The 13,002-nt window shown below is 51.1% G+C and carries 11 protein-coding genes; 6 read left to right on the top strand and 5 right to left on the bottom strand.

What is annotated here, in order from left to right; all coding sequences use genetic code 11:
* Nucleotides 1-64 precede the first annotated feature (64 nt).
* A complete protein-coding gene (gene hemN, locus C2M29_RS04320) occupies nt 65-1,435 on the bottom strand; it encodes an oxygen-independent coproporphyrinogen III oxidase (protein ID WP_105188556.1) in 1,371 nt (456 codons plus the stop codon).
* Nucleotides 1,436-1,613: 178 nt separating this feature from the next.
* Here hemN and C2M29_RS04315 point away from each other — a divergent pair, with 178 nt between their 5' ends.
* The 3 genes from C2M29_RS04315 to C2M29_RS04305 all read left to right on the top strand — a co-directional run bounded on the left by C2M29_RS04315 (nt 1,614) and on the right by C2M29_RS04305 (nt 5,808).
* Nucleotides 1,614-2,375: an NADP-binding protein gene (locus C2M29_RS04315; RefSeq protein WP_105188555.1), complete on the top strand. Its 762-nt coding sequence runs from the start codon at nt 1,614-1,616 to the stop codon at nt 2,373-2,375.
* A 412-nt stretch (nt 2,376-2,787) separates the two neighbouring features.
* Nucleotides 2,788-4,014, top strand: a complete 1,227-nt coding sequence (gene hutI / locus C2M29_RS04310; protein WP_105188554.1) for an imidazolonepropionase — start codon at nt 2,788-2,790, stop codon at nt 4,012-4,014.
* Nucleotides 4,015-4,077: 63 nt separating this feature from the next.
* Nucleotides 4,078-5,808: an EAL domain-containing protein gene (locus tag C2M29_RS04305; RefSeq protein WP_158684643.1), complete on the top strand. Its 1,731-nt coding sequence runs from the start codon at nt 4,078-4,080 to the stop codon at nt 5,806-5,808.
* Between the two features lie 17 nt (nt 5,809-5,825).
* On the opposite strand, the gene C2M29_RS04300 is transcribed toward C2M29_RS04305, so the two are convergent.
* Together C2M29_RS04300 and rraA are read right to left on the bottom strand one after the other, a co-directional pair.
* On the bottom strand, nt 5,826-6,878 hold the full coding sequence (locus tag C2M29_RS04300; protein WP_105188552.1) for a formimidoylglutamase: 1,053 nt from the start codon (nt 6,876-6,878) through the stop codon (nt 5,826-5,828).
* A gap of 8 nt (nt 6,879-6,886) precedes the next feature.
* Nucleotides 6,887-7,408 (bottom strand): ribonuclease E activity regulator RraA, encoded by a 522-nt coding sequence (rraA, locus tag C2M29_RS04295; protein WP_105188551.1) that lies wholly within the window; start codon nt 7,406-7,408, stop codon nt 6,887-6,889.
* Between the two features lie 187 nt (nt 7,409-7,595).
* On the opposite strand from rraA, the gene C2M29_RS04290 reads away from it, so the two are divergent.
* The 3 genes from C2M29_RS04290 (at nt 7,596) to C2M29_RS04280 (ending at nt 11,163) form a co-directional block, all read left to right on the top strand.
* Nucleotides 7,596-8,120, top strand: coding sequence for a phosphatase PAP2 family protein (locus C2M29_RS04290; RefSeq protein ID WP_105188550.1), 525 nt, complete (start codon nt 7,596-7,598; stop codon nt 8,118-8,120).
* The gene (locus C2M29_RS04285; protein ID WP_105188549.1) at nt 8,117-9,145 is read left to right on the top strand and encodes an MJ1255/VC2487 family glycosyltransferase; all 1,029 of its coding nucleotides are present in this window, start codon (nt 8,117-8,119) and stop codon (nt 9,143-9,145) included. The genes C2M29_RS04290 and C2M29_RS04285 overlap by 4 nt, the downstream gene beginning before the upstream one ends.
* Nucleotides 9,146-9,282: 137 nt before the next feature.
* Nucleotides 9,283-11,163 (top strand): methyl-accepting chemotaxis protein, encoded by a 1,881-nt coding sequence (locus tag C2M29_RS04280; RefSeq protein WP_105188548.1) that lies wholly within the window; start codon nt 9,283-9,285, stop codon nt 11,161-11,163.
* 80 nt (nt 11,164-11,243) lie between these two features.
* Here the strand turns inward: C2M29_RS04280 and C2M29_RS04275 are convergent, their stop codons facing one another.
* Entirely contained in the window at nt 11,244-11,621 is a 378-nt protein-coding gene (locus tag C2M29_RS04275) for a gamma-butyrobetaine hydroxylase-like domain-containing protein (protein ID WP_442792534.1), read from the bottom strand.
* A gap of 39 nt (nt 11,622-11,660) precedes the next feature.
* Complete coding sequence (hslU, locus tag C2M29_RS04270; RefSeq protein ID WP_105188546.1) at nt 11,661-12,989, bottom strand: HslU--HslV peptidase ATPase subunit; 1,329 nt, start codon at nt 12,987-12,989, stop codon at nt 11,661-11,663.
* Between the last annotated feature and the right edge of the window lie 13 nt (nt 12,990-13,002).

Raw genomic sequence — 13,002 nt, 5'->3', positions numbered from 1 at the left:
CTTTGCTTGTAAAAGTACCCATTAAAAAAGCCGCCTGTTGGCGGCTTTTTGCTGTCTAGCGTTATTAGATAACCCGAGAGAAGCGCTGCTGATTTATTTGGCCTTGCAGGTAGGCATCGAAGCACATACAGATGATGCGAATAAAAAGCACGCCGGAGGCATTGATGCTGATGAGGTCGTCCTTGATAGTGAGCATATCGTCGTCGATAAAGCCCTGTAGCTGCGCTAATTCGGTGGCAAAATGTTGTTTAAAGTCGATATCATAGCGCTGTGAAAACGCCGCCATATCGAGTTCAAAGTGACAAATTAATTGCTTGATCACAGCCGCCCTTAACTCATCTTCTTCATTTAAGCGGATTTCCTTACAGGCGCTCAGGCGGTTTTGCTCTAAATCCCCATAATAGCTTTTTAGCTCTTTTTGGTTTTGGATAATATGGCCGTGCAACTGCGAGATGGCCGACACCCCAAGGCCAAGCAAGGGCAGGTCGCCACCCAGGGTATAGCCCTGGAAGTTGCGGTGCAGATGTCCCTCGCGCTGGGCAATGGCCAGCTCGTCATCCTTCTTCGCGAAGTGATCCATGCCGATGAACTGATAGTCTGCCGCTGTCATGCGCTCTAGAGTTTGTTTAAACATGGTGAGCTTGGCCGCTGCATCGGGTAGGTCGGCATCTTTAATCTTGCGCTGGGCGGCGAACCGGCTTGGCAGGTGAGCATAGTTGAATACCGATACCCGATCCGGACCTATATTCAATAGACGCTCAATGGAGACGGCAAAGGATTCGGGTGTTTGCAGGGGCAGGCCATAGATCATATCCACATTCACCGAGTTAAACCCCACCGCTTTGGCGCGGCGTACCAGGGCTTCTACCTGATCGGCGCATTGTGGGCGGTTGACCGCCAGCTGTACCTCATCATTGAAGTCCTGTACCCCAAAGGAAATACGATTAAAGCCCAGTTGCTGTAATTCATCGATGCGCTCGAGGGCGAGATCCCTTGGGTCAACTTCTATGCTTCGCTCGCCGTCGACGGAAAACGTAAAGTGTTGCTCCAGCATTGCCATAAGGCGTGCCATTTGCCCTGTATCCAAGAAAGTGGGCGTGCCGCCGCCTAAATGCAGTTGTTGCACCTCCAGGTGCCGACAATGGGCGCTGAGTAACGCCATTTCTTTTTCAAGATAATCCAGATATAGGTCGGCCTTGTGCTGATGGCGAGTGACCACCTTGTTGCAACCGCAGTAGTAACACAGTTGATGACAAAACGGGATATGAATATACAGCGAGAGTCCGCCATTTGGGCACTGCTGCAAAGCCTGCACCAGGGTTTGTGTATTGGCGCCGGGCTCCAGTTGCAAAGCCGTTGGGTACGAGGTGTACCTAGGCCCAGACACATTGTATTTGTTAATGAGTTTACTCTGCCATTGCACTTGTTTGATCACGACGCATATTCATTTTGGTTAATGATGCGGTGCAGTGTAAATAAAAGCCTCTGACCGGGTGTTGATCTACAACAATAGTTGCGACTCTTGTTCGGTTTGTGGCGACAATAGTATGATGTGCTTCAACCCAAAACAGACGCGCGCATAACTATGATGGTGTGGCAAATGGTGGTAATAAATGGATAAGAAATTAGTGATAATCGGTGCCGGTTGGCTTGGTGAGGCTCTGGCACAAACGGCAATAGCACAGGGGTGGCAGGTACAGGCCACGCACAGGGAGCTGGGGACGCAAGCCCATGAGCGTCAGTTTGCGCTGCAAGAGGACGGCACCCTGTTGCACAATGTGTCCCTTACCGATGCCTATTGGGTCTGTGCTATGAGTCCCGGGGCCAGGCGTCAGCCGAGTAATTATCAGCAAAGCCTAGAGCACGCCTTGGCTTTATATCAACAACTCCATGGGAAAGGCTTTGTGCTTTGTTCCAGCACCGGGATTTATGATCAACAAAGCGGTCAATATGACGAGCACAGTCCCCTAGGTCTGGTAACGGCAAGGCAACAGCGTTTGGCCGCGGCCGAGCAAGTGGCTTTGGCATCTGGTGCTAAGGTACTGCGTTTAGGGGGCTTAATTGGACCACAAAGGGAGCCTGGTCGCTTTGTCGCCGGTAAAATCTTATCCTCGCACGCGGAGGATGTGGTGAATATGGTGCAGCGCGATGATGTGATAGCCGGCATTCTTGCCTTAATTGAGAACTATCCAAAGGCACAACCCGTTTATAACCTGGTACACCCTCGCCATCCCAGCAAGCTGGAATATTACCAAGCGCATTGTCAGCGTCAGGGAACTCAAGTGCCGGAATTTAGCGCCGAGCAACCCGTGGCACGGGTAATAGATGGCAGCGCCATCGAAGCGCTTGGCTTTACCTATAGCCTGGATATCTAAAGCGCAAAGATTTTTGCACAATTTACTGAACACTCTCTCCTAACGCTTGCTTTGTGCAAGGGGGAGAAACTTTGCGCTGTTGACTGGCCGTGTGTAACATGGCGCATAATTTCTTCTAGGGTCTGTTTATCTCTGCGGTTCACTTTATGTTCAATCTAAACGCCTTCTGATCGTCATGCGAGCTATGCAGCATAGTTATTCTATGTAAACAGCGAGCAACAAAGATCAGGAAGCGTTCAGGTAAACCCGCAGGGCAGCGCCTGTAGTGTATTTCTACTGTGGTATCGCATGCTCGTGTAGAATAACTACACCATACACGCTCTGCCTTGTATAAATACACAACAAACTGCTGCAGAAAAAACAGCGAAGGTCCACAGACCCTGGACAAGTAGGGCTAATTTTGGAGAACAGCATGCACATTGATCAGGTTATTATTGATGCCAATATTGCGACCATGGTTGCGACTGCCAGCGATGACTACGGTATTATCGAAAACGGCGCTGTATTGCTAAGCGGCGATAAAATCGCTTGGGTGGGGCCTATGGCAGAGATGCCAGAGGTGGATCTGTTGTCATTACCCGTGTATTCAGCGGGCGGTGCCTGGCTGACTCCTGGGTTGGTGGACTGCCACACCCATATAGTTTTTGGGGGTAATCGCTCACAGGAGTTTGAGCGCCGTTTGCAGGGTGAAAGCTATGAAAGCATTGCCCAACAAGGCGGTGGTATCGCCACCACGGTACGAGCAACACGCGCCGCCGAGCCCGAAGAGCTCTTTACCAAAGCCAAGCAGCGTCTTGATGCGCTAATGCGTGAAGGTGTCACCACGGTAGAAACCAAGTCTGGTTATGGACTGGATTTAGCCAGCGAAATCAAGTTGCTGGAAGTTGCGGCGTTACTCAATGAGCACCACCCGGTGCATATCGAAAGTACCTTCTTGGGTGCCCATGCCCTGCCACCTGAGTACAAAGGCGATGCCGACGGCTATATCGATCTTGTGTGTGAGCAGATGCTGCCAGCGGTAGCGCAGAAAAAACTGGCCACCGCGGTTGATGTGTTTTGTGAGAATGTCGGTTTTAATCAGGCGCAAACCGAGCGCGTGTTTAAGCGTGCCAAGGAGCTGGGCTTTAATGTAAAACTGCACGCCGAACAGCTTTCCAACATGCATGGCACAGCATTGGCAGCCCGCTATCAGGCCTTGTCGGCGGACCACTTAGAGCACCTTGACGAGGCCGGTGTTAAAGCCATGAAGGATGCAGACATGGTCGCTGTGCTGCTGCCCGGCGCCTTTTACTACCTACGCGAAACCAAGTACCCACCTATTGAGCTGCTGCAGCGCTATGAAGTGCCTATTGCCATCGCGACCGATTTTAACCCGGGTACTTCGCCACTGTGTTCTATTCAGTTAATGATGAACATGGCCTGCACCCTGTTCCGCTTAACGCCGGGGCAGAGTTTACTTGGGGTAACCCGTCATGCTGCCAAGGCCCTGGGCCTGAATGATCGTGGTCAGCTTGCTGCCAATATGCGTGCCGATATAGCCTTATGGGACATTGAGCACCCATCGCAATTGAGCTACGAGTTCGGCACCGCACCGTTGAAAAAACTATGGATTCAGGGTGCATTAAGTAAGGCTTTTTGATCATGTGTGACTAAATCCTAAGTGGCTGGAGTCTCAGCCACTCACACAATGATTATAAAAACTATGATAACCAGTATTCATCTTGGTGCCTTTATTTGCGGCTTATTTATAATGGCATTACTGATCAGCGTGGTGTTGCTCAGTGAACGTAAAGATGGCATCAGCGCCATGTGCTATTCGCTTGCAGGATTAGCCTATGTTGGTGGCCAATGGCATGTGGCTAGCGGGATTTTGGTCCTGGCTTTTGCCGGGCGTTGGTGGCTTTTCTATCGCCATCAAGGTCGACAAATGGTGCTCGCTCGGGGCGCCTTAGTCGCCTTGCAATTACTGGTTGTAGCTCTCAATCTGGTGTTGCCATTGCATTTTGCTTGGCTGTGTATCCTGCCTCTAGTACTGCAAGTCATGGCTTTTATGGAACTCGAAGGCAGCGACGATGAGCAGTTGTTAAAGGCGCAACATAATGAGCTTAACGCCCGTAACCTGCCCGTTATTCCCTGGGGACAGGCGGTTGCCCAATATAATCTTTGGCGCCAAGAGCATAATCACCGAGTTGCCTTATTACTTCTTCAGGTTGAAGGCTACGAGCAGCTAAACCGCTCGCTCGGTCAGGAGTTTGCCGAGCTGGTATTGATGCAAAGCCTGGCTCGTATTAATCAGGCGGCGGCGCAGCCTACCGTGCTGAACCTGCAGAAGCGCCAGCAGTTTGCCGTCGAGGTCTTTCAGGTAGCTCCCCTGTGCTACGGTTTAGTCATAGATATCAGCCCAGACAGCCATAGTCATGAGCGGCTAGCCGAGGACATCGCCGAGGTATTGCAAAAGCCCTTTAACTCCCGTCATGGGGTGGTGGAACTGAAGCCGCATATTGCGCTTAGTACAGGGATGGCCGGTGAAACCTCTTTGGATGAGTTATTACAACAGGGCTACAAAGCCATCGAGTATCATCCGCAGCAGCGTATCTGCCATTATAATGATGCTCTCGAGCAGCAAGCCGCAGCCCATCAGCAGCAACTACATTTGCTGAGCACGGCGGACTTTGAACGTGATTTTTCTTTGTATTTCCAGCCGGTCATTGGCCTGGAGGATAATAAGCCTCTTTATGCCGAGTTACTTTTGCGTTGGCAGCACCCTGAGCGTGGTGTGGTGGAAGCGAAAGACTTTATTCATGACTTACGGGCCGTGGGGCGCGGTTATAAGTTGGCCTTCCATGTGTTGGAGCGCGCCGCCGAAATGGCTATGGCGCTGAAGATGGACGGCTTGGCCATGCCGGTAAGCGTCAACCTTTTCGGTGAGGAAATATTGCACGATGAATTTGTTGAGTTTGCCGGCCGCATCCTGCGTGAGCATACCCTAAAGCCGGGAGACTTGATTATCGAATGCCCGCTTTCGGTGCTGATGTCATTGGATAAACGTGGACTCGCACTATTAACTCGCCTGCATCAGCAGGGGATTCATTTGTGTCTCGATGGCATGGGTGAAACACCACTATTCCTGGCAAAGTTGCCGAAGATCAATCTCGAATACGTCAAAGTCGATCCAAGCCTCTCGGCCGATGTCGACTACACCAGTGCTAATAAGGCACTGTTAAACGGATTAATCGAAATGCATCGTCATCTTAAGGCCAAGGTCATCTGTCAGGGCGTTGGTAGCAGCACGCAATTAAGCTATGTGAAAGAGTTTAATGTGCAGGGGGCGCAGGGTTATGTATTTACTCATCCTTTGCCGGCGGATGGCTTATTGAGCTGGTCGCGACAATGGCAGCAGAAGTTACAACAGCAGAACGCCCCTACCTGGTAGAGGCGTTCAACCATAGTTTAGTTGTGGTAGCGAGCGCGTAAAAAGGCGATAACCAGAGCGCTCAGCAATTGTCCTGCGGCATTAAAGCCGGCGTTAAGACCATTGGGATCCTGACTGGGGGCAGCCTCACATAAATGCAAATAGGCTACATCGCTGTCACAGGTGGCGTTATAGACATATTGCTCGGCGTCAGACAAAGACATACCACGATAATTTAAGGCGCTGGCCGGTGCCAGGGTAATGGCATCGATATCCAGCTCTATGGCTAAAGGTGCCTGATGGGTAAAGCTGTCCAGGGCATCATTGACACTGTCAACAATCGAGGTTTGTGCCAACACCTTGAGGCTGTGATAGCTGGTATAGGTGCTGTGATGTTGCGCCATGGCCGCTAAAATTGCGGCATTGTTCTTTTGCTGATCCAGTGCCACTACATGATAGTGTTTAAGATAGCCCGCCGCCGCCGCGTAATGGAAACCATTGCCGCTATGACGTCCCTCAAGAGCACGGAAGTCGCCGTGTGGGTCAAGGTTAATGGCATTAATTGCGGTATTGTAATGTTTAGCGCTGGCCGCCAGCAGTGGGTAGCAATTGTTGTGGCCGCCACCTATGACTATGGGGGTCAGCCCTGCATCGAATATGGCGGCGATGACCGGTTCGATACGCTGATCCAGCTCACTGCATAAGGAGCGTAATTGCGCCAAGTTGTCGGCGTTGCCGTTATCGAGCGCCTGACTTTGCTGTTGTAAGTCGGCACAGTCGACCTCACCAAGTAACAAGACGTCCTGCACCGGGGTAAACTCATTCACCGGGATATTGAGGAACTTCGACAAAAAGGCACGAAACCCCTGATCCGCTCCGCCTTTTCCTAAGTTGGCTCGGGGGCCTATGTCTTCGGGAATGCCGACGATCACATAGCGAATACCAAAGTCTTTGGCGTCTTTTAGCGCCTGGCTAAATTCCACCGCGGTATCGAGTAGGGCAATGCTCTGAAATACTCGCTGCTCGGCGCTGCGGGCGGCGACTAAATCGGCAATGCTCTGCTCGTCATAGATAGTAACTGCATATTCCATAGCGGTGATTAATCTTCTATGCCAACCAGCTCTTCGTCCTCGACATATTCGAGTTCAAGCTCTTCGGCGGAGATAATAATACCGGTGCTATCTGCGTACAGAAAATCGTCTTCGTAGAAGGAGACGCCGGCGAAATTAACCGGAATACCTTCTTCGCCCGGGGCAAGGTTGTCGGCGGCAACGGGAATCGAAGCAATGGCCTGAATGCCAAGCTCTAGCTCTTCGAGTTCATCGACATGACGCACGGCGCCATACACTATGATCCCTTCCCAGTTGTTTTCCACCGCCAACTCGGCCAGTTCTATGTCGATCAATGCGCGGCGAGTTGAGCCGCCACCATCGACTAAGAGTACCGAATTGGTACCGTCTTGTTGCAAAACTTCGCGAATGAGCTGGTTGCTTTCAAAACACTTGATGGTGCGGATGCGCCCACAAAAAGCGCCACGGCCACCAAAATTAATGAACATAGGTTCGAGTACATCGACTACATCAGCAAAGTGATCACACAGTTCAGAGGTACTATATTCCATCGGACTCTCCCAGAGACTTTGTTGTCTCAAGTATACCTAGGTTATGGGGCTTAGCAAGCTAAGGTATTGACATATAAAGGTGCCAGGCACCACAGGCCCTGGACACATTACTGTCTAAAAAACGTCATGTAACTGTTATTTTCGCTGACTATATTCAAAACAATGAACATATCACAGGCGAAAGAGCATGATACTCGCGCAATTAGATCGCTTTGATCGGGCGTTATTTAAGGTGTTGTTTCGAGCTCGGTATCGGCGCTGGCAGCACCATGGCATTCGCTTGATGTCACGCTCCGGTGACGGCATTTTGTATGCGTTGTTTGGACTCTATTTGTTGGTATATAGCACGCCCGAACAGATCACCCTGCTGCTGGTGTTATTGCTTGGTTATGCCATCGAGCGGCCTATCTATTTTTTCACCAAAAACCTGTTTCAACGTGTACGCCCCTGTGATGTGCTGACCTGCTATGCCCATATTCGTCCGAGCGATAAGTTTAGTTTGCCTTCGGGGCACAGTGCTGCGGCCTGGGTGTTTGCAGTCATCGTCGGCCAGTTCTATCCACAGCTTGCACCATACTTATATGGTTGGGCGACACTCGTGGCCTGCTCGCGGGTGTTGCTTGGAGTGCATTATCCGTTAGACATAGTTTTAGGTTCGTTACTTGGTTACGGCTGTGCCGTATTTGCATTACTTATCACAGGGACTTTATGAAGATTCTTTATGGCGTACAAGGCACAGGGAACGGCCACACCACCCGGGCTCGGGTGATGGCAAAGGCATTTTCCAAGGCCGGTGTGGAAGTGGATTATTTATTTTCCGGGCGCAGCCGTGACCAGTATTTTGATATGCATGAGTTTGGTCCTTACCAGACCCGGCAGGGCTTAACATTTGTCACCGAACGTGGCCGTGTTAATGGTTTAAAAACCCTGAAAAATGCCAAGGTGTGTGAACTACTCAAAGACATACGTGAGCTGAACCTCAAGCAATATGATCTGGTGATTAACGACTTTGAACCCATTACCGCCTGGGCGGCAAAGCGGCAAAAGGTGCCGGTGGTGGGCATGAGTCATCAGGCCGCATTCCTCTCGGCCAGTGTGCCGGTCACTGGAGACAATATACTGACCAAGGCGATGATACGTAATTTTGCCCCCGCCGATGTTTATCTGGGTGTGCATTGGCAACCCTTTGATGATTCGATTATTCCACCCTTTATCGAGCATGCCGGCCCGGTCGACAGCGAGTATGTCGACAACAAGGTGCTGGTCTATCTTCCCTTTGAAGATCTCGATGAGGTTATTGCCTATCTGAAGGACTTTCCCGGCAAGGAATTTTATTGTTACCACCCCAAGGCGGAAGATCAGTCCATGGCCCATATTCATTTACGAAAACCCTCCAGGCTGGGCTTTTTACGGGACTTGGCCAGTGCCAGCGGCGTTATTGCCAATGCCGGCTTTGAATTGTCGAGTGAAGCACTAACCTTGGGCAAAAAACTCTTGTTGAAACCCCTTAACGGTCAGTTTGAGCAACATTCCAATGCCTTAACCCTGCAAAATATGCAGCGGGCGCATGTGATGCATTATCTTGACCAGGATGCCCTCGACGATTGGCTCAATATGGACAAAAAAGAGCGCATCAATTTTCCCCATGATCCGGCGCCGTTAATTTCCTGGTTGCTGGCGGGGCAGTGGCAGGAGCGGCAAAGCCTAAATCAACAACTTTGGCAGGGAGTGCTTTAACATAAATTTTGGCTAGTTATTTAGTACGGTTTTTATCCCAAATACGGCGTAAAGCGACAAAGATATTGCGATGTATCCCCGTTGCTAGCTAGAATCCGCGGATAAATACTGCCGTAAAAAATAATAAGGTATTAGCCATGAATTTTATGAAAAAGCTCACGATCAAACGTCGCCTTCAGGTTAACGGCGGGGTGGTCGCAGCAGCTTTGTTGGTGCTCTTCGCCGTGGTCATGTATACAGCTCAGGTTATGGGCCTGTTAAACGCCACCTTGGAAAATGCCGAAGAGCTGAATGTTCATGAGCTATCCATGCGAAAGTACGAGAAAAACTTCTTATTTTATAAAAGCGAAACCGACCTCGAATACTTTGCCAATGAGTATAGCGCCTTGGAAAACCGGGTTGCCCAGCTGCGTGAGCAATTTGTTGCCCTCGGCGTGGCGCCACAGCAAATAGATAGGTTTGCCGAGCAGGCCCGCATTTATAAGGAAGACTTTGAGCACGTGGTCAGCCTGCAACGTGTCATTGGCTTGCACCCCAAAGACGCCCTTTATGGCGAGTTACGCAGCGCCGTACATAAAGTCGAAGAGCTCCTCGAACAGCAGCAAAACTTTGAAATGTTGGCGTTAATGTTACAGCTGCGCCGCGCTGAAAAAGATTTTATGCTGCGTCTGGACAGCAAATATTTTGACAAATTTGAGCAACACTTTGCCCGCTTAGAGGGGCAGATTGCCATTGCCGATTTTGATAGCAACTATCGTTCGCGTCTAACTGCTCTTTTGAATCAGTACCATCTGAAATTCAAAGCGTTAGTTGAAGCGCAACAAGCACTCGGTTTTAACTTGGAAAGCGGTGCCCTGGGTCAGCTGTTGGCCTCGGTGGAAGCCAGCGATAAGCTTGCTACTGAAGTGCTGCTTAGTACCAAGGAGCAAATAGATACGCAGATGCGTTCGGCCCAGGCTGTGGCGATCATCACCTTGGTTCTAGCCGCACTCCTGGTCGTCGTGCTGCTGGTGATGACCAGTCGCGCCATTATTCAGCCTATCAACAGTGCCGTGGCGGCTATCGCCCGTATACGTCAGGAAAGCGATTTAAGCTTGCAAATACCGGTGCAAGGCAATGATGAAATTGCCGAACTAAGCAAGAATATCAATGCCCTAACCTCGGATTTTCGCGGCTTGATATTTGATGTAAACAGTGCTTTGGAAACCCTTAACGGAGCCACCGCGGAGCTGGCCAATACCACGGCATCGACCAGCAGTGGCGTGCAGGAGCAGTTGCAGGAAGCGGACATGGTGGCCACCGCCGCCACCGAGATGCAGGCCACCATTCAGGATATTTCCAGTAACACCGAGGAAGCGGCAATGCGCGCGCAAACCACTAATGACAATGCCGCTCAGGGGCGTCAGGAGGTGGAATCGACCGTTTCACGTATCGCCGAGTTGTCCGAATCCCTTGGCGGTGCCTCTGGGGTGGTCGGTCAACTGGAGAAAGATGCCGATACCATAGGCTCGGTGCTGGATGTGATCCGCGGTATTGCCGAGCAGACCAACCTTTTGGCGCTCAATGCCGCCATTGAAGCGGCCCGTGCCGGCGAGCAGGGTCGTGGTTTTGCCGTGGTCGCTGACGAGGTGCGCTCTCTGGCGCAACGTACTCAGGATTCAACCCAGGAGATTGAGAACATCATCTCGGCCTTGCAACAGCGTACCCAGGAAGTGGTAAGCATTATGCAGCGTTGTCGTGAGCAAGGCGGCGAGAGTGCCGAGCAGGCGTCAAGAGCTGGAGATCTGCTGGGTAATATCACTCAAGAAATCGAAACCATTATGGAAATGAGCACGCAAATTGCGGTGGCCATCGAACAACAATCTCAGGTGGCGTCGGAAGTGAACCAAAACGTAGTACGTATTCGCGATATCGCCGAGCAGGCCAGCGGCCATGCCACTACCAATGCCCACACCAGTGAGGAAGTGGCGCAGCAGGCGAGAGTATTACGTGAGGCCGTGGCGAAGTATCAGGTGTAGCCTCAACGGATAAATAAAAAAGCCGCATTCGCGGCTTTTTTATTGTCTGCTTATAGGAGCCATGATGTCATGGCACACGCTTATGGGGTTACACGGATAGCAATACTGGCATCGCGCTGGGCATTGGCCATTTTTAAGCGCTCAAGATAGGTTTGCCATAATTGCTCATGATGATTGCAGAGCTCGGCAAGATAGCCAAAGCTATACAAGCCGCTTTGATGGCCATCATCAAAGTGCAAGCGCACCGCATAGTGGCCAACGGGCTCTATATCACTAATCGCCACCGCTTTTTTATTGGCCACCAGTTTCGGTGGTCCTTGATGGTGCCCTTGTACCTCCGCGGAGGGTGAGTGCACCCGCAAAAATTCGGCGCTTAGGCTTACTTGCTCGCCATTATCAAAGTGGATATCCAGCAACTTGGTACGGCGATGATAATGTAACGTCTTGACCAGCATAATGTTCCCCTAAAACAAAGAAGGGGCACAAGGCCCCTACGCTTATAGAATAAAGCGACTTAGGTCTTCATCCTGAACCAGGTTGCCGAGGTGCTGGTTGACGTAATCGCCATCTACCACCAGGGTTGTGCCGGCCTTATCGCTGGCTTCGAAGGAGATCTCCTCCATTAGGCGCTCCATTACGGTATGCAGGCGACGGGCGCCGATATTTTCTGTCTTCTCATTGACCTGCCACGCCGCCTGAGCAATGCTCTCAATTGCGTCTTCGGTAAACTCTACACTCACATCCTCGGTGTTTAACAGCGCGATTTGTTGCTCCGTTAACGACGCGTGTGGCTCGGTGAGGATGCGCTTAAAGTCGTTAGCACTTAGAGCATCAAGCTCGACACGAATCGGCAGACGACCCTGAAGCTCGGGGATCAGATCCGACGGTCTGGCCATTTGGAATGCACCCGATGCAATAAACAGGATATGGTCGGTTTTAACCATGCCGTACTTGGTGCTGACCGTAGAGCCCTCGATGAGTGGCAGCAGGTCGCGCTGAACGCCTTCACGGCTTACATCCGGGCCACTGCTTTCGCCACGCTTACAGATTTTGTCGATTTCATCGAGGAATACGATACCGTTTTGTTCAACCGCATCGATGGCCAGCTCTTTGACGTCTTCCGGGTTGACCAGCTTCGCCGCTTCTTCTTCAACCAAAAGCTTGAATGCTTCTTTGATCTTCAGCTTGCGCTTTTTCGTTTTGCCGCCTGACATATTTTGGAACATGCTCTGCAGCTGGCTGGTCATTTCCTCCATGCCCGGAGGCGCCATGATCTCAACGTTGGCACCTTGTTCGGCGATATCGATTTCGATCTCTTTGTCGTCTAACTGACCTTCGCGTAGCTTCTTACGGAATGCCTGGCGAGTCGAAGTATTTTCACTTGGCTGCGTCTCACCCCAGCTGTCTTTCGCAGGCGGTAATAGGGCATCGAGAATACGCTCTTCGGCGGCTTCTTCGGCGCGGAAGCTGTGCTTCTTAGCTTGCTGGTCGCGTACCATTTTAAAAGCGATCTCTACCAGATCGCGAATAATGGTCTCAACTTCCTTACCAACATAGCCAACTTCGGTGAACTTAGTTGCTTCAACCTTTAAGAAAGGAGCATTGGCAAGCTTGGCCAAACGGCGGGCGATTTCGGTTTTACCCACACCGGTTGGGCCGATCATCAGAATATTTTTCGGGGTCACTTCCTGGCGCAGGCTTTCGTCAAGCTGCATGCGGCGCCAGCGGTTTCTTAGAGCGATGGCGACGGCCTTTTTGGCATTGCCTTGACCAATAATGTGCTGATCAAGTTCATGGACGATTTCTCTGGGAGTCATGGCTGACATGGCAGCTCCTTAA

This window comes from Pseudoalteromonas sp. T1lg48 (genome assembly GCF_002964785.1).
Classification (GTDB): domain Bacteria; phylum Pseudomonadota; class Gammaproteobacteria; order Enterobacterales; family Alteromonadaceae; genus Pseudoalteromonas.
Note: the sequence above shows the minus strand (reverse complement) of the source record. Positions and strands in the feature narration are given on the sequence as shown.

Bases quoted from the DNA above. Each gene is read 5' to 3' on its own strand.
- C2M29_RS04315 (WP_105188555.1), top strand. From the start codon at position 1,614: ATGGATAAGAAATTAGTGATAATCGGTGCCGGTTGGCTTGGTGAGGCT.
- hutI (WP_105188554.1), top strand. From the start codon at position 2,788: ATGCACATTGATCAGGTTATTATTGATGCCAATATTGCGACCATGGTT.
- C2M29_RS04305 (WP_158684643.1), top strand. From the start codon at position 4,078: ATGATAACCAGTATTCATCTTGGTGCCTTTATTTGCGGCTTATTTATA.
- C2M29_RS04300 (WP_105188552.1), bottom strand. From the start codon at position 6,878: ATGGAATATGCAGTTACTATCTATGACGAGCAGAGCATTGCCGATTTA.
- rraA (WP_105188551.1), bottom strand. From the start codon at position 7,408: ATGGAATATAGTACCTCTGAACTGTGTGATCACTTTGCTGATGTAGTC.
- C2M29_RS04290 (WP_105188550.1), top strand. From the start codon at position 7,596: ATGATACTCGCGCAATTAGATCGCTTTGATCGGGCGTTATTTAAGGTG.
- C2M29_RS04285 (WP_105188549.1), top strand. From the start codon at position 8,117: ATGAAGATTCTTTATGGCGTACAAGGCACAGGGAACGGCCACACCACC.
- C2M29_RS04280 (WP_105188548.1), top strand. From the start codon at position 9,283: ATGAATTTTATGAAAAAGCTCACGATCAAACGTCGCCTTCAGGTTAAC.
- hslU (WP_105188546.1), bottom strand. From the start codon at position 12,989: ATGTCAGCCATGACTCCCAGAGAAATCGTCCATGAACTTGATCAGCAC.